This window comes from Rhodococcus sp. 114MFTsu3.1, assembly GCF_000383555.1.
Taxonomy (GTDB): domain Bacteria; phylum Actinomycetota; class Actinomycetes; order Mycobacteriales; family Mycobacteriaceae; genus Rhodococcoides; species Rhodococcoides fascians_E.
This window is the reverse complement of sequence record NZ_KB911547.1, coordinates 179,987-196,854: the sequence shown is the minus strand read 5'-3', so window position 1 is coordinate 196,854 and position 16,868 is coordinate 179,987. Positions and strand designations below refer to the sequence as shown.

The 16,868-nt window shown below is 64.7% G+C and carries 16 protein-coding genes; 12 read left to right on the top strand and 4 right to left on the bottom strand.

Annotated elements, in window-relative coordinates; all coding sequences use genetic code 11:
- The first annotated feature begins 6 nt into the window (after positions 1-6).
- Entirely contained in the window at positions 7-657 is a 651-nt protein-coding gene (locus H292_RS0109150) for a Rid family hydrolase (protein ID WP_019663510.1), read from the top strand.
- A 3-nt stretch (positions 658-660) separates the two neighbouring features.
- On the opposite strand, the gene H292_RS0109145 is transcribed toward H292_RS0109150, so the two are convergent.
- From H292_RS0109145 to H292_RS0109130, 4 genes are all read right to left on the bottom strand, one after another.
- Positions 661-1,302 carry a nucleoside/nucleotide kinase family protein gene (locus H292_RS0109145; RefSeq protein WP_254924973.1) on the bottom strand — a complete coding sequence of 214 codons (642 nt, stop codon included), beginning with the start codon at positions 1,300-1,302 and terminating at the stop codon, positions 661-663.
- A 39-nt stretch (positions 1,303-1,341) separates the two neighbouring features.
- Positions 1,342-2,073: an aspartate/glutamate racemase family protein gene (locus H292_RS0109140; RefSeq protein WP_020111188.1), complete on the bottom strand. Its 732-nt coding sequence runs from the start codon at positions 2,071-2,073 to the stop codon at positions 1,342-1,344.
- Between the two features lie 10 nt (positions 2,074-2,083).
- Positions 2,084-3,643, bottom strand: coding sequence for an NCS1 family nucleobase:cation symporter-1 (locus tag H292_RS0109135; RefSeq protein WP_027498703.1), 1,560 nt, complete (start codon positions 3,641-3,643; stop codon positions 2,084-2,086).
- Between the two features lie 137 nt (positions 3,644-3,780).
- On the bottom strand, positions 3,781-4,497 hold the full coding sequence (locus tag H292_RS0109130; protein ID WP_019663514.1) for a GntR family transcriptional regulator: 717 nt from the start codon (positions 4,495-4,497) through the stop codon (positions 3,781-3,783).
- Positions 4,498-4,610: 113 nt separating this feature from the next.
- On the opposite strand from H292_RS0109130, the gene mftE reads away from it, so the two are divergent.
- The 11 genes from mftE (at position 4,611) to eutC (ending at position 16,864) form a co-directional block, all read left to right on the top strand.
- Positions 4,611-5,321: a mycofactocin biosynthesis peptidyl-dipeptidase MftE gene (mftE, locus tag H292_RS0109125; RefSeq protein WP_020111186.1), complete on the top strand. Its 711-nt coding sequence runs from the start codon at positions 4,611-4,613 to the stop codon at positions 5,319-5,321.
- A 103-nt stretch (positions 5,322-5,424) separates the two neighbouring features.
- Positions 5,425-6,822: a mycofactocin biosynthesis glycosyltransferase MftF gene (gene mftF, locus H292_RS0109120; RefSeq protein ID WP_027498702.1), complete on the top strand. Its 1,398-nt coding sequence runs from the start codon at positions 5,425-5,427 to the stop codon at positions 6,820-6,822.
- Positions 6,819-8,267, top strand: coding sequence for a mycofactocin dehydrogenase MftG (gene mftG / locus H292_RS0109115; RefSeq protein WP_020111184.1), 1,449 nt, complete (start codon positions 6,819-6,821; stop codon positions 8,265-8,267). Before mftF ends, mftG begins: the two co-directional genes overlap by 4 nt.
- A gap of 52 nt (positions 8,268-8,319) precedes the next feature.
- Complete coding sequence (locus H292_RS28730) at positions 8,320-8,454, top strand: hypothetical protein (protein ID WP_019663518.1); 135 nt, start codon at positions 8,320-8,322, stop codon at positions 8,452-8,454.
- Between the two features lie 162 nt (positions 8,455-8,616).
- The gene (locus H292_RS0109105) at positions 8,617-9,909 is read left to right on the top strand and encodes a transcriptional regulator (protein WP_026347506.1); all 1,293 of its coding nucleotides are present in this window, start codon (positions 8,617-8,619) and stop codon (positions 9,907-9,909) included.
- Positions 9,910-10,024: 115 nt separating this feature from the next.
- Positions 10,025-11,548: an aldehyde dehydrogenase gene (adh, locus tag H292_RS0109100; protein WP_019663520.1), complete on the top strand. Its 1,524-nt coding sequence runs from the start codon at positions 10,025-10,027 to the stop codon at positions 11,546-11,548.
- Positions 11,549-11,634: 86 nt separating this feature from the next.
- Complete coding sequence (locus H292_RS0109095; RefSeq protein WP_020111182.1) at positions 11,635-12,126, top strand: DUF779 domain-containing protein; 492 nt, start codon at positions 11,635-11,637, stop codon at positions 12,124-12,126.
- 37 nt (positions 12,127-12,163) lie between these two features.
- Positions 12,164-13,135 carry a cation diffusion facilitator family transporter gene (locus tag H292_RS0109090; protein WP_020111181.1) on the top strand — a complete coding sequence of 324 codons (972 nt, stop codon included), beginning with the start codon at positions 12,164-12,166 and terminating at the stop codon, positions 13,133-13,135.
- A gap of 110 nt (positions 13,136-13,245) precedes the next feature.
- Positions 13,246-14,685 (top strand): ethanolamine permease, encoded by a 1,440-nt coding sequence (eat, locus tag H292_RS0109085; RefSeq protein WP_019663523.1) that lies wholly within the window; start codon positions 13,246-13,248, stop codon positions 14,683-14,685.
- A complete protein-coding gene (locus H292_RS0109080) occupies positions 14,682-16,094 on the top strand; it encodes an ethanolamine ammonia-lyase subunit EutB (RefSeq protein WP_019663524.1) in 1,413 nt (470 codons plus the stop codon). The genes eat and H292_RS0109080 overlap by 4 nt, the downstream gene beginning before the upstream one ends.
- Entirely contained in the window at positions 16,091-16,864 is a 774-nt protein-coding gene (eutC, locus tag H292_RS0109075) for an ethanolamine ammonia-lyase subunit EutC (RefSeq protein WP_020111180.1), read from the top strand. The genes H292_RS0109080 and eutC overlap by 4 nt, the downstream gene beginning before the upstream one ends.
- Positions 16,865-16,868 lie beyond the last annotated feature (4 nt).

Sequence of the window (16,868 nt, the reverse complement as noted above, 5' to 3'; positions counted from 1 at the left end):
AATCTCTTGTCCAAGGTCACACGTTCCTTCTTCGCCGCGCTCGCTGCCGGTGCCGTCGTGTTCACGGCGGCGTGCTCGTCGGACTCCTCGGCCGCCGACACCTCGACCGACACGGCGCCGGGCGCCAGGTCGGTCCTCGAAGCGGGGGAGTCGAATCCGATGATCGCCCAGGGAGTCGAGATCGCAGGGGATGCAACGGTGTACAAGACGAGCGGTATCGGCCCCACTGCGATGAACGACGCCGCTCCGACCGGCACTCCCGAGTCCTTCGTCGACACCGACGAGTTCTCCGGCGGCACGCTCCCCGACGGTGTCACCGTCACCGAAGCGCAAGGCATCAACGTCCTGAAGAAAATCAGGGACAACCTCGAAGCCGAAGGCTATTCGCTCGAGGACGTGGTGACCATGCGTGTGTTCCTCGACAACGCACCCGGTGCCGCGGTCGCGGACTTCGCCGGCTGGAACCGGGCGTACCGGCAGTTCTTCGCCAACACCAACCTGGACTCGGACGAGACGGAACTGGTACCGATGGGTACCGCGGAGCCTGCGGCACCCATGGAGCGCAACTCGGCACGACCGACCCGCTTCGCCCTCGAAGTCGCCACCCTCCCCGTTCCCGGCTGGCTCGTGGAGGTGGAGGTCGACGCGGTCAAGTAACCCTCACAGACGAACGCGGCGGTCCGCACGAGATGCGGTGGAGGCGACGAGGACAGCGTTGTCCTCGTCGCTTCCAAGCGTCCACGCTCGTGCTTCGAAATCCGTTTTACCGAACATGCTGTGCCGCTCCACGAGTCGGGTGCGACGCAGTTCGTCGTCGATGTCGATGAACCAGACTTCGTCGATCTCGGCACGTGCCAGTGGCCAGTCCCCCTCGTCGAGCAGAAGATAGTTTCCCTCGGTGATCACCAACGGCACGTCCGGGGCGACCGCAATGCTGCCTGCGATGGGCTCTTCGAGGGTTCTGTCGAAGCGCGGCGCGTAGACGATCCCGGCGTCGTACTCGTGTCGGAGGCGACGCAACAGATGCGCGTAACCCGCGGCATCGAACGTGTCGGGCGCGCCCTTCCTGGCCCGACGCCCGAGTGCGTCGAGGGTGGCGTCGGCGAGATGGAACCCGTCCATGGGCACCAGCACTGCGCGGTCGGATCCGAGCCCGTCGACCAGGCGTCCACCGAGCGTCGACTTGCCCGCGCCGGGCGCCCCGGCTATCCCGAGAATTCTTCGGCCCGGTCCGGCCGCGAGGTCGTTCGCCCACGCGATCAACTCGTCCATGCTTCGACGATAGGCCGACGGGCGGCACATGTCGTCCACGCCGCAACGGGCACAGTCCTGCGCCGGACGTCACGAACTCCCGAAGCCGGACAGCAAACCCGAGTATGCCTTGGGTGGAGGTGGTGCGAATTCGCTGCGCTTTCCTGTGCGTAGGCCCATGGTGACGAGCGACTGAACGGCGAGTGTTGCCGCGGCGACACCGTCGACGACCGGCACCCCGATCTCCGACGAGATGTGCTCGCACAGGTCGGCCATGCCGGCGCAGCCGAGCACGATGGCGTCGCTTCCGTCGGATTCCAGAGCGTCACGACATGCTTCGGTGACGATCTTGCGAGCGTCGGGGTCGGTCTCGAGGTCGAGGACAGGAATGTCGCATGCGTGGACCGCGAGGCATGTGCGGGTGAAACCGTAGTGGTCGGCGAGGTCCTGTGCTCTGCCCGTGGTGCGTTGCAGAGTGGTGACCACCGAGAACCCTCGACCGAGGAAGCTCGCAGCATGCATCGCAGCCTCGGCGATCCCGACGACGGGGCCTGCGGCAGCTTCACGGGCGGCGTCCATGCCCGGATCGCCGAAGCAGGCGATGACGTAACCGTCGGCGCCCTGCTGTTCGCCGATCGCGATCTGTTCGAGAATGCCTGGCACGCTGAGTGCTTCGTCGACGTGCGATTCGATGGAGGCGGGCCCCATCGTCGGATTGACCGCGTCGACGAGCGTGCCCGGACCGGCTACGGCCCGGGCACGCCTGCCGATCGTGTCGGTCATCGACGATGTGGTGTTGGGATTGATGACCTTGATGAGCACCTGCAGAATCCTATGCGCTCACGGAATCGTCGAGATGGTTCGTCACGGCGAGCTTGGTCCTGGTTGCGAGAACGTAGTACAGCCCGAACCCGATTCCACATCCGATGAACCAGCTGTACTTGGACGCGGTCGCCATCCCGGCGATCTCCATTCCCTCGATGGCGCCGTTGAACAGCACCGGGAACATGGCGATCAGTGCACCGACTGTCGTGGCGTACACGGCAGCGGGGTTGTAACCCTTGGAGTACCAGTACTTCCCGGCAGGAGACATGGTGAACAATTCGTCGACGACGACCTTCTGCTTGCGCACCAGGTAGTAGTCCGCGATCAGGACGCCGAACAGTGGGCCGATGAATGCGCCGAGCGTCTCGAGCGTGAGGTGGATGACCTCGGGGTTGTTGTAGAGGTTCCACGGGGTGATCAGGACCGAGCCGACGGCGGCGATCATGCCGCCTGCCCGCCAACTGATCTTCTGCGGGCTGACGTTGGAGAAGTCGAAGGCGGGGGAGATGAAGTTCGCGACGATGTTGATGCCGATCGTCGCGATGGTGAACGTCAACGCACCGAGAACGATGGCGAAGGTGCTGTCGATCCGGGCTACCGTCTCCACCGGGTCGGTGATGAGTTCACCGAACACGGGCAGCGTCAGGGACGCGGTGACCACGACCAGGATGGAGAAGACCAGGAAGTTGACCGGCAGACCGAGGAAGTTCCCTTTCTTCACTGCGGCGTAGGACTTTCCGTAACGGGAGAAGTCGCCGAAGTTGAGCATGGGGCCGGAGAAGTACGAGACGACGAGAGCGATGGCGCCGAGCATGACCGGAACGGAACTGAGTCCTGTGTACTCGACTTCGCCCAGGTTCAGATCGATTGCACCCCAACCGGCCTTCCAGATGAGGTAGCCGCACAGCGCGAACATGACCACGTAGACGGCAGGCCCGCAGAAGTCGATGAACTTACGAATCGACTCCATGCCGCGCCAGAAGACAGCCGCCTGCAGTACCCACAGGAACAGGAAGCTCGCCCATCCGAGAGCGGAGAGGCCTGCGAAGCCGTAATCGGCGGTGACGGCGTACGGAGCAAGCGACGGGAACAGTTTGATCAGGACGATGTCGAGCGCTGCCGACGCCAGAAATGTCTGAATTCCGTACCAGGCCACCGCGATCAGACCGCGGATGATCGCCGGGATGTTGGCGCCCAGGACACCGAACGACGCCCGGCACATCACCGGGTAGGGAACGCCCGCCACCTGGCTGGGCTTGGCGACGAGATTGCAGAAGAAGTAGACGATGGTGATGCCGACGAGCAGGGACACCAGGACCTGCCAACTGGCCAGCCCGAGCGCGAAAAGGCTACCTGCGGTGACGTATCCGCCGACGGAGTGCACGTCGGACATCCAGAACGCGAACAGGTTGTACGACGTCCACGACTGCTTCTTCAGCGGCGCCAGGTCTTCGTTGGTCAGTCTCGGGTCGTAACTGTCCTTGATCAGTCCACCGCCGACGGGATGGCCTGCTGCCTCGATCATGTCGCCGACAGGCGATATCGAGCTGTTCGCTGTGTCTGTCATCGATGCTCCTGGTACGTCGTGCGAAAGAGCGCTTCGGGTGTGATCGGCCTCTGCCTTCGGTGGCCCGAGTCCGGTGAAGAAAAAGTAGCGACGAAGTGTTGCCCCTGCGTGACGGCAGGAATATATCTTTCGAGACGTCAGTCTCCGGGCGAATCGGCCAGCAACCCGGTATCGCTCGTGATGGACGAGATGACGGTGTTGAGGCGGGCGGAGTGCGACTGCGAAATGGCCAGCAGGGTTGCCGCGTCGCGGTCGAGGAACGCGTCGAGCATCGACCGGTGATCCGCATGCAGGGACGCGCGGTCCGACCCCGCGACCTGCACCATCGGCTGTATCGGCTCGGTGATGTTCCATGCGGACTCGAGCATGTGCAGTAATCGTTTCATTCGAGACGGCCTGGTCAGTGCCATGTGGAACTCGCGACTGCGGCGGTGGTATTCGCGGGGATCATCGGCGGAAATGGATTCCTCGAGAAGTCGATCGGCCTCGATAGCTCGCTCCCGATCCTGCTCGTCGGCCAGTGCGACTGCGGTGGCGAGCGCCGCCGACTCCAGTACCTCACGAACGATGTACATCTCGCGGAGCTCGGCCGAGGTCAACTGTGCGACGGTGTATCCGAGGTTGGGGCGGTGGTCCACCAGACCTTCGCCGATCAGTGTTTTCAGCGATTCACGCACGGGGATTCGGCTCACGCCGAACAGTTCGGCCACATCGCCGAGAGGGATGGGAGTGTTGGGCGGCGCGTCCCCGGACAGGATCACTCGTCGGAGCTCGTCGAGAATGGCGGGTTGTGCACCGCCCGGTTCGGCAATGCTCAACTGCGCCAGCAGTACCGATCGCCGACGTGGGGGCATGGTGCTCCTTTCGTGCCTCTGGTGCGCACGCTAATGGCGGATTGTTTCCTGTGTGTGACGTGCGGAGTGGAAACGAATCGAGGCAGATCGGCGCAAGCGGATACCATTCGACAGTGGCCGAGACCGAGCAACCGTCCTCCTCGTATCGACGCTTGGCCGACGATCGATGGCCGGCGGTCGACGGTCGACGCACTGTGGCGGTGCCGGTCGGTGCAGTCGAGCAGCACGGGCCTCATCTACCTCTCGACACCGATACTCGGGTCGCCCAGGCCGTGGCGGAGCGATTGCCCGGCGTGGTCGTCGCGCCGTCGATCGCGTACGGGGCGAGCGGAGAGCACGAGGGCTTCCCCGGCACCATCTCTATCGGTGCGGACGCGCTGGAGGCGATCCTCGTCGAGTACGGCAGGTCGGCGTGCCGGTGGGCGGACCGTCTGGTGTTCGTCAACGGGCACGGCGGCAACGTCGGTGCGCTGGCCGCGGCGGTTCGGCTGCTGCGGTACGAGGGGCGCGACGTGGCGTGGTTGCCCTGTGTCGTTCCGGGTGCCGACGCACACGCCGGCCGTACCGAAACTTCACTGCTGCTGCATCTTTGCCCGGAGGTGGTGGACAAGTCGCGTATCGAGGTCGGGAACACGGACTCGCTCGCGGACCTTCTGCCTCTGCTGCGTTCCGGTGGTGTCCGAGCGGTTACCCCGAACGGAGTGCTGGGTGACCCCCGTGGGTCGTCGGCGGCCGAAGGCGAGACCGTCCTGGGGCAGATGTGCGCCCTCGCGGCGGATGCGTTGCAGCGATGGGGACCGTCGGAGCGGGGCATGTTGACGTGAACCTGCGGTCCGAAAAACCGCGTTCGAACAGGCCGTGGGTATGTTTCCGAATTTCTGCGTCCACGGATACCACTTCGCGGCAATGTCCGCTTACGATCACCTGATGGGTCAAGGACGATTGCCTGATGGATTCGGGGTGCGCGTCGATCCTCGTGTACGCACATACTCGGAGGGGCGCGTTCTGATCGGGGGTTCCCCGACTCGGATGCTGAAACTGGCACCCACCGCTGCGGCGATGATCGGCGACGGATTCCTCGAGGTGACCGATTCGCAGTCCGCGCTCGTGGCGCGGAAACTGCTGGACTCCGGTGTCGCGAATCCGCGACCGATGTCCATTCCGTCTCCGCAGGACGTCACCGTGGTGATCCCGTTGAAGAACAACGCGGCAGGGCTGTCCCGCCTCCTTCCTGCGTTGCACGGACTGAAGGTCATCGTCGTCGACGACGGATCCGACGAGCCGGTCACGGTGCCGCCGGTTGCGTGGAGCATCGGCGGGGTGACGACGCTGCGGCACGAGAGTTCTCGGGGGCCCGCTGCAGCGCGCAATACCGGGCTTCGGTCCGCAACAACTGATTTCGTGGCATTCCTGGATTCGGATGTGGTGCCGCGCAAGGGCTGGCTCGAGGTCATGCTCGGGCATTTCTCCGACCCTGCGGTCGCACTGGTCGCGCCGAGGATCGTGGCTCTCGAACCCGAAGGCAACGCTCTGGCCCGGTACGAGCACGCCCGGTCGTCGCTGGACCTGGGTCGCAAGGAAGCCGCGGTTCGAGCGGGCAGCTCTGTCTCCTACGTCCCGAGCGCCGCAATGCTCATCCGTCGCCACGTCGCCGAGGAGTGCAACGGATTCGACGAATCCATGCACGTCGCCGAGGACGTCGATCTCTGCTGGCGGTTGCAGGAGGCGGGGTGGCGGCTGCGCTACGAGCCCGTTGCCAACGTCGCGCACGATCATCGCGTCACGTTCGGTCGGTGGTTCGGCCGCAAGCTGTTCTACGGCACCGGAGCAAGTCCACTCGCGGACCGGCATCCGGGCATGGTGCCCCCGCTCTCGATGTCACCGTGGACTCTGATCTCCTGCCTGTTCGCGATCAGTTTCACCAAGTTCGGCCTACTGGGCGCGTTGCTGACGCTCGGGGCGACGACAGGCAGGCTCCGCAGGATGTTCCTCGGGCTCGACCAACCGACCCGCATCGCGGCGATCCTGGCAACGGAAGGGTTCATCGGCGGGCTCTGGCAACTCGCGTCGGCGATGTGTCGACATTATTGGCCCATCACACTTCTGGCGGTCGTGCTGTCGAGTCGAATTCGCAGGATTGCGCTGGGAATCGCTGTCGCAGATGCGATGACGGACTGGTACAAGCATCGCGAGCTCGGTGGGCTCGACCCCATTCGATACGCGTTCTTCAAGCGCGTCGACGATGTCGCGTACGGAGCCGGACTGTGGACCGGGGCGGCACGGTCTCGCAGCCTGAAAGCCTTGACACCCCGAATGGACACATGAGCCCCAGCCGCACGGTCGACGTGATCGTCGTCGGCGGCGGATCGTGCGGCGCCGTCGTCGCGTCGAGGCTCAGCGAGGATCCGTCGTGCTCGGTCCTGCTCCTCGAAGCAGGGCCCGGATTCCGGACCGTCGACGAGGTTCCGCCGGATGTGCTCGACGCACGTGTACTTCCCCTGGGGGCCGACAGTCCGTGGCTCGACACGTACTCCGCCGATCTGGCGGACGGTATCGCCGCTCGGGTCTCGCGGGGGCGAGTGCTCGGTGGGTCGGGCGCGGTCAACGGTGGATACTTCGTGCGCGCCCGGCCGGACGACTTCGATGCGTGGCCTGCATCGTGGTCTTTCGCGGATGTACTCCCGTACTTCTCGGCGCTGGAACACGACCTCGACTTCACCGGGCCCTATCACGGCAGCGAGGGGCTGATGCCCGTGTCGCGGGTGCTGCCCGGAGCGGGAAGCCCCATGACAGAGGCCTTCGTTGCTGCGGCCGAACGCGCCGGGTTCGCGTTCGACGAGGACAAGAACTCGCCGTACTCGTCGGACGGCGTAGGTCCTGTGCCGCGCAACATCTTCCGAGGAGTGCGAACGAATGCCGCTCTGGCGTATCTTCTTCCGGCGTCGGATCGTCCCAACCTTCAGGTGTGCAGCGACGCAACCGTTCTCGGCATCGTCGTCGATCGGATGCACGCGGTCGGGGTCGCCGTCGACCGCGGCGGTACGAGGGAGATGCTAAGGGCGGAGCGAATCATACTGTGTGCGGGAGCAGTTCGGACCCCGCAGCTGCTGATGCTCTCCGGTATCGGGCCTGCGGGCCGGCTGGGCGCGCTCGACATCCGGACCGTCGTGGATCAACCGAACGTGGGACGTGGTTTCAGTGATCATCCGGAAGTAACTCTGCCGTACAGTGTTTCGTCGACCGGTCCCGCATCGTCGCCCATGGAGGCGGTGCTGCACGTCGGAGACCTCGAGATCCGCCCCTACTCGGCTCCGTTCGACCGCATGATCGCAGGCCTCCCGGCCGGGGATCCGCTGATCGGAGTCGGCCTGATGCGACCCGAGTCGAGAGGGGACATCGAGCTGGTGTCCTCGGACCCGGCGATCGCGCCCCGGGTTCGGTACCGATACCTGGAATCCGTCGCCGACCGGCGGGCGTTGACGTCCGGACTGGAACTCGTCGCCGAGCTCGTCGAGAACACCGAATCCGTCGAGGGCGACCTCGACGGGTTCGTGCGCGCCAGGCTGGGGACATCGCTTCACCTCTCGGGAAGCTGCGCGATGGGCGGGGAGGACGCCGTCCTGGACGACACGTGCGCGGTGCGCGGCGTCGACGGGTTGTACGTGGTCGACACGTCTGCCTTCCCCGTCGTTCCTTCGCGAGGGCCCCACGCGACGGCGATCATGCTCGCCGAACGCGCCTGCCACCTCATCCGTGGCTCGGTGGCGTAAGTTCGTGGTCTGTGGACCATTCTCGGTTCCGCAGAGAATGGGGCACCCCGCCATGTCTGACAAATCTCCTCGCAGTTCGATGTCCAAGAAACAAGGAAAGTCGTTGAAGGAGAAGCGCGCGGACAAGAAAATGAAGGCCTCGGGCGACACCGGCATCGACATCTCGGCGACCGTCAAGAAGCGCTGACCGCGCCGGGCACCCAGCTCGGTCCGGTAACCCCCGCGACGCAGGTCGAGAATGCACGGGCCCTCCGGCCTCGGCGATCCCCGCTGGGCTCGGTGGGCCTGTATTCTGCGTGTGTGAGCTGCGTTACAGTAGTGTGACCGCGCCAGAAGAGGTACTTGTGTGATGACTGGAAGAACGCCAGGACAGGGGAACCCCTGGGTTGCCCTTCGCCCTGGTGAGGACATCGACGTGCTCGCACGTCGGGTGACCACGGCGCACCGCTCTTTCGTGGAGGACTCCTCGTCCACCGCCAGTGTTCGTTCCGTGGTCCTCGATTCCTGGATGCGCAGCCGCACCAAAGGTGTCGACCCCGACGGTGGAAACGACTCGATCGTGTTGTCCGGTGCGGAACTGGAGCGCTATCGCTCCGAGCACCCCATGTCCATCATCAGGCCGGTCATCCGCAAGCTGCTGGTCGAGGATGCCGCGGACACCGGCTTGCTCGTCGCGATCTCCGACGCCGAGGGCCGGCTGCTGTGGGTCGAGGGAGATTCGGCTGCGAAGGATCGCGCGATGTCGATGAACTTCGCCGAAGGCGTCGACTGGAGCGAAGAAAGCAAAGGGACCAACGCTCCCGGCACGGCGCTCGCGGTCGACCACTGCGTCCAGATCTTCGCCGCCGAGCACTTCAGCAGGACCGTGCACGAGTGGAGTTGTTCCGCGGCGCCCGTCCATCACCCGACGAGCGGACAGATCCTCGGCGCGATCGATATCACCGGCGGTCCTCGCGTTGCGGTTCCCGAGGTGTTGTCTCTGATTCGCGCCACTGTCGCCGCCGCCGAGTCGGAATTGCGTGTGCATCTGATGAATTCGCCGAAGTCGTTGGGTGACAGTGCTCCTCGGTTGGAGGTGCTCGGTTCGGGCCGGCCCGGGTTGACGAAAGGAAGCGGTCGCAGCGCGCTGTCGCAGCGGCATGCGGAGATCCTGTTGCTCCTGGCCGATCACCCGGAGGGTCTCAGTTCCGATCATCTCGCCGTACTGCTCGACGAGCAGGAATTGGACTCGGTGACCATCCGCGCCGAGATGTCGCGACTACGCAAAGCATTCGGAAGTGCAGGTCTGGCGTCGAGGCCGTATCGGCTCGTAGGCGAACTGACCACCGATGTCTCCGACATCCGGCGCGCCCTCGACCGCGGCGACATCGAGGGGGCGTTGCGCATCTACACCGGTCCCGTTCTTCCTGGGTCCACGGCACCCGGCATCGAGGACATCAGAGAAGAACTTCGCTCCCGGGTCCAAGCCGCGCTGCTGCGGGCAGGGGATCCGGTGTTGCTGGCCCAGTGGACGTCGTCGATCCACGGGCGCACCGATGTGTACGCGTGGGAAGCGTACCGGGCCACGCTCAGTCAGGACTCCGCACTGTACGGGCAGGTCAGCGCCAGAATCGAGCATCTCGACCGCCAGCTCGGCGTCTGATCCGTCGGGCCGGGCGCCCAGCAGAAATTGCACGCAGTGCAGCAACGTAGTTGCAACGTTGCGCACTCTAGTGTCTGGAATCACATCAGTTGATGAACGACGAAGGAGTCACTAGATGTCCGTCTATGCCCGTCCAGGTACCGCCGATGCAAAGATGTCGTTCCAGCCGCGCTACGACAACTGGATCGGTGGCGAGTGGGTACCACCAGTCAAGGGCCAGTACTTCGAGAACCCGACTCCCGTCACCGGTGAGAACTTCTGCGAGGTCGCCCGCTCCACGTCCGAGGACATCGAACTCGCCCTCGATGCTGCACACGCCGCCGCACCCGCCTGGGGCAAGACCTCCGCAGCCGAGCGCGCCGTGGTCCTCAACAAGATCGCCGACCGCATCGCGGAGAACCTCGAGTCCATTGCGCTCGCCGAGTCCTGGGACAACGGCAAGCCGATCCGTGAGACCCTCAACGCCGACATTCCGCTCGCCGTCGACCACTTCCGTTACTTCGCCGGATGCATTCGGGCACAGGAAGGTTCGTTGTCGGAGATCGACGACGACACGGTGGCCTACCACTTCCACGAGCCGCTCGGTGTCGTCGGGCAGATCATTCCCTGGAACTTCCCGATCCTCATGGCCGTGTGGAAACTCGCGCCGGCACTTGCCGCAGGCAACGCCGTCGTGCTCAAGCCGGCCGAGCAGACGCCCGCGTCCATCCTGCACCTGATCTCCATCATCGGTGACCTGTTGCCTCCGGGCGTCGTCAACATCGTCAACGGCTTCGGCACCGAGGCGGGCAAGCCTCTCGCGTCGAGCCCGCGTATCGCGAAGATCGCGTTCACCGGCGAGACCACCACCGGCCGCCTGATCATGCAGTACGCCTCGCAGAACCTGATCCCCGTCACCCTCGAACTGGGCGGCAAGAGCCCCAACGTGTTCTTCTCCGACGTCCTGTCCTCCAACGACGACTACCAGGACAAGGCGCTCGAGGGCTTCACGATGTTCGCCCTCAACCAGGGCGAGGTCTGCACCTGCCCGTCCCGCTCGCTCATCCAGGCGGACATCTACGACGAGTTCCTGGCGCTCGCCGCGATTCGTACCAAGGCAGTGCGCCAAGGTGATCCGCTGGACACCGAGACGATGATCGGTGCGCAGGCATCCAACGATCAGCTCGAGAAGATCCTCTCCTACATCGAGATCGGCAAGGGCGAAGGCGCTCAGGTCGTCACCGGCGGAGAGCGCGCACAGCTCGGCGGAGATCTCAACGGCGGCTACTACGTCCAGCCGACCATCTTCACCGGCAAGAACAACATGCGTATCTTCCAGGAGGAGATCTTCGGACCGGTCGTCTCGGTCACGTCCTTCAAGGACTACGACGAAGCGATCTCCATCGCCAACGACACCCTCTACGGCCTCGGCGCCGGCGTGTGGTCTCGTGACGGTGGCGTCGCCTACCGCGCCGGCCGCGACATCAAGGCCGGGCGAGTGTGGACCAACACCTACCACCAGTACCCGGCGCACGCTGCCTTCGGCGGGTACAAGCAGTCCGGCATCGGTCGTGAAAACCACAAGATGATGCTCGACCACTACCAGCAGACGAAGAACCTCCTGGTCAGCTACGCCCAGAAGGCTCAGGGCTTCTTCTGATGTCCGACGCGCGACCTCCAGCGCGTCTCAGCGCATCGGGTCCGGCTCCGGCTCCGCCTGCGCGTCTCAGAGCCACCGCCGGGGCGATGGAGCTTCTCCGTCGCCTCGGCGGGATCCACGGCGCGTTGATGATGCATCAGTCCGGAGGGTGCTGCGACGGCTCGTCGCCGATGTGTTATCCAGCAGGGGAATTCATCGTCGGCGATCGGGATGTGCTGCTCGGTCTGTTGGATCTGCGGCTCGGCGTCGGCGACATCCCGGACGATCTCCCCGAGGGCGACGACGCAGTGCCCGTGTGGATTTCAGGTTCACAGTTCGAGGCGTGGAAGCACACCCAGATGGTGCTCGACGTGGTGCCCGGGCGTGGTTCCGGGTTCTCGTTGGAAACGCCTGAGGGGCTTCGATTTCTCAGCCGCGGACGGGCGTTCACTCAGGAGGAGTTCGACGTACTGAAGGAGCTGACACCGTTCGTCGGAGTCGACTGGGAAGAGGGGCGCAGGCCTCCCGTTCCCGACGACGTCATCGTCGTCGCCGAAGCGGTCGACGCCTGCCCGGTCCCGGGCATGCTGCAGGGCTGACCACTCACAAGGGAGGTGGGCGCCTACAGTCGAACGCGTGAAATCTTCCAATACGACGCCTGCCGGTGCGGAGACCGAGAGCCTCCGCACCGTCGTCATCGCCTTCGGCGCCAATCTGGGTGTCGCGATTGCCAAGACAGTCGCTGCGGTGATCACGGGTTCGGCGTCGATGGTCGCCGAGGCGTCGCATTCGTGGGCGGACACCGGCAACGAGATATTCCTGCTCGTCGCCAACAAACGAGGCTCCCGCGGCCCCGACGACCGGAGACCGCTGGGATACGGCAGGGAAGCGTATTTCTGGTCGACACTCGCCGCGGTCGGTTTGTTCGTCGCGGGCGCCGCGGTGTCGATCTGGCACGGCATCACCTCGCTCCTCGCGGGCGAATCCAGCAGCGAGAACTACACCGTCGCGTACGTCGTGCTCGCGCTGGCGTTCGTGCTGGAGGGAATCTCGTTCCTTCAATCGGTTCGGCAGATCCGCGGTGAAGCAGCCGAGTACGAGAAGGACTTCTTCGACTACGCACTCGAGACGTCCGATCCGACACTGCGTGCCGTGTTCGCCGAGGACAGCGCGGCCCTCATCGGCATCGTCATTGCCGCTGCAGGCATCGGACTGCATCAGCTCACCGGGTCCAGTGCCTACGACGCCGTCGGTTCGATTCTCGTCGGTGTTCTGCTCGCCGTCGTCGCCTTCGTGCTCATCGACCGAAATCGACGTTTTCTCACCGGCGAACCGGGTTCGCGAGCATTATGGAACGCAGTGGTGGAGCGAATCGAACAGCTTCCGGAGGTGGCGTCCGTTCGGTTCGTTCGCATCGAATTCGTCGGTCCGAAGCAGATCCTTCTGGTCGCGAGCGTCGACCTCGTCGGCGACTCGGTCGAATCCTCGATCGCGCACACACTCCGGCGGCTGGAGCGTGAGCTCGAGACCAACAAGGCTGTGGTGGACGCAGTACTGACAGTCGCAGAACCCGACGAGGGAGACGTCGGTCCGACACCGAACCACTGACGTAATTCGCTCGTCATATTGCGATGACTCGGTGCTTACACCGCGGGCATATCTTGATTCGGATTCGCTCACCCGCGAAAGAAGTCGCATCGCTTCGAGAGAGGCCGGCCATGTCCGTCACAGAACCAACACCCACCCATCACGACGGGACCGAGTCGCACGTAGAGGGCAGCGACTATCTGGCCAAACGCCAGCTGAAGAAGGGCACGGCGGGATGGGTCCTCCTCGCTGGACTCGGCGTCAGCTACGTCATCTCCGGTGACTACTCGGGCTGGAACTTCGGTCTCGAACAGGGTGGCTTCGGTGGCTTGCTCATCGCAGGCATCCTCATCGCAGGCATGTACCTGGCCATGGTCCTCGGCATGGCCGAGATGTCGTCGGCGTTACCGGCGGCGGGCGGTGGGTACACGTTCGCTCGTCGCGCACTCGGACCGTGGGGTGGATTCGCAACCGGCACCGCCATTCTCATCGAATACGCCATCGCTCCGGCAGCCATCGCCACCTTCATCGGTGCGTACGTCGAGTCTCTTGGATTGTTCGGCATCACCGACGGTTGGTGGGTGTATCTCGCGGTGTATGCCATCTTCATCGGCATCCACCTCGCAGGTGCCGGTGAGGCACTCAAGATCATGTTCGTCATCACCGCCATCGCCCTCGTCGGTCTGGTGATCTTCGCGGTATCGGCACTGGGACAATTCGACTCGGCCAACCTCACCGACATCGCGCCGACGGACGCCGCGGGCGCGTCGAGCTTCCTTCCGTTCGGCTATCTCGGAATCTGGGCGGCGGTTCCGTTCGCGATCTGGTTCTTCCTCGCCATCGAAGGGGTTCCGCTCGCCGCAGAAGAAGCGAAGGATCCCACCAAGAACGTGCCGCGCGGCATCATCGCGGCCATGGGCGTCCTGCTGCTGACCGGCGCCGGGGTTCTGCTCCTGGTGACCGGTGCGGGCGGCGCCGACGCCATGCAGGCGTCGGGCAACCCGCTTGTCGAAGCCCTCGGCGACGGCACGGCCGCCAAGGTGGTCAACTACATCGGGCTCGCCGGCCTCGTCGCCAGCTTCTTCTCCATCATGTACGCCTACTCGCGTCAGCTCTTCGCGCTGTCGCGGGCCGGGTACCTGCCGAAGACCCTGTCGGTGACCAACTCTCGCAAAGCGCCGACGCTCGCGCTGATCGTCCCCGGCATCATCGGTTTCCTCCTCTCGCTCACGGGTCAGGGAGCGATGTTGCTCAACATGGCCGTGTTCGGTGCCGCGCTCAGTTACGTTCTGATGATGGTCAGTCACATCGTTCTGCGACGTAAAGAACCGACCATGCCGCGGCCGTACCGGACCCCGGGCGGCATCGTCACCACGGGCTTCGCACTCGTCGTCGCAGCGCTGGCTGTGGTCGCCACGTTCCTCGTCGACAGCACGGCAGCGCTGTGGTGCCTCGGGGTCTTCGCTGCGTTCATGCTGTACTTCGGGCTCTACAGCCGTCATCATCTCGTGGCGAACTCGCCGGACGAAGAATTCGCAGCCCTCGCGAAAGCAGAAGCCGAACTCGAATGAGCACGTACTCACACCAGGTATCCGGTGCCAACTTCTCGTTCGACGGCCTCGTCGAGCTGATGGCGAAGGCAACACCGTTGCGGTCGGGCGACGAATTGGCCGGGTGCGCGGCACAGTCCGACGCCGAACGAGCTGCCGCGCAATGGGCACTGTCCGACGTCTCGCTCGACGTGTTCCTCGAAGATCTTCTGGTTCCGTACGAGAGCGACGAAGTCACCCGGCTCATCATCGACTCGCACGACCGCACCGCCTTCGGTGCGATCTCGCATCTGACGGTCGGTGGGCTCCGGGACTGGCTGCTCGACGCCGCCGCCTCGAAGGATTCGGCGTCGACTCTGCGATCCGTCGCACCGGGGTTGACTCCGGAAATGGTTGCGGCCGTCAGCAAGATCATGCGCAATCAGGATCTGATCTCGGTGGCGCGGGCTGCCGAGGTGACATCGGCGTTCAGGACAACCGTCGGACTCCCTGGGACGTTGAGCACGCGATTGCAGCCCAATCACCCGACCGACGATCCACGCGGAATCGCCGCCGCGACTCTCGACGGTCTGCTGCTCGGATCGGGTGACGCAGTGATCGGCATCAACCCGGCGACGGACTCGCCGCACGCGACGTCCGATCTGCTCTTTCTGCTGGACGAGATCCGGCAACGGTTCGAGATCCCCACACAGTCGTGTGTGCTCTCGCACGTCACGACGACGATGGAACTCATCTCCAAGGGCGTTCCGGTGGATCTGGTGTTCCAGTCCGTGGCAGGGACCGAAGGGGCCAATTCAGGCTTCGGTGTCAACGTCTCATTGCTGCGAGAGGCCAACGAGGCAGGCCGGTCGCTGCACCGGGGAACCGTCGGGAACAACGTCATGTATCTGGAGACGGGGCAGGGTTCGGCGCTCAGTGCAGGCGCCCACCTCGGCGCCGGGGGACGCCCGGTCGACCAGCAGACCCTGGAGGCACGCGCATACGCCGTGTGCCGTGATCTCGAACCGTTACTGGTCAACACCGTCGTCGGATTCATCGGACCGGAGTACCTGTACGACGGCAAGCAGATCGTCCGTGCCGGGCTGGAGGATCACTTCTGCGGCAAGCTCCTGGGCCTGCCGATGGGCGTCGACGTCTGCTACACCAACCACGCCGAAGCGGACCAGGACGACATGGACACCCTTCTCACGCTGCTCGGTGCAGCCGGAGTCGCGTTCGTGATCGCAGTCCCCGGAGCCGACGACGTGATGCTCGGTTACCAGAGTCTGAGCTTCCACGACGTTCTGTACGTGCGGCAGGTGCTCGGGCTGAAGCCCGCACCGGAATTCGCAGCATGGCTGGACCGGCTCGGCATGGTCGACGGCAGCGGTCGAATCCTCGACGTCGACGCACTGAGGTCGCCGTTGCGTTCGCTGACGAGTGCACGATGAGCGCCGTAGAACGCGCCGACGACGGATTCTGGCAGGAGCTGCGTCTGAGCACGCAGGCGCGAATCGGACTGGGGCGTACCGGAGACTCGCTGCCCACCCGCCGAGTGCTCGAGTTCCGATCGGCACACGCGGCTGCGCGGGATGCCGTGCACATGCCACTGGACGTCGACGACACAGCGGCGGCCGTGGAGAAGATCGGCATCGGGGTACCGGCGGTCGTGACGTCCAAGGCGACCTCTCGCGCGGAGTATCTGCGACGGCCCGATCTCGGACGGACCCCCGACGACCTGTCCTCCATCACCCCAGGTGACTTCGACCTCGGATTCGTCCTCGGTGACGGGCTGTCACCCCGGGCCCTGATGGATCACGGACCGTCGATGCTCGCGGCGCTGGTCGAAGAACTGTCCGATGTGTACAGCCTTGCCCCGCCCGTCATCGCCACCGAGGCCCGCGTCGCGTTGGGTGATCACATCGCGGAGGCAATGGGTGTTCGCACCGTCGTCGTACTCATCGGTGAGCGGCCAGGGCTGTCGGTAGCGGACAGCTTGGGGATCTACCTGACGCATCTGCCTGCACCCGGAAAGTCCGACGCCGACCGCAACTGCATCTCCAACATTCATCCGCCGGAAGGGTTGGGGTACGAGCAATCCGCCAGGATCGTTGCCAGTCTCGTCGCCGGCGCTCGCAGGCTCGGCAGGTCCGGTGTTGCGTTGAAGGACACCTCGCGCGCGGACGCACTCGAGAACTCCGAAGTGCTGACCATCGAGTAGTACA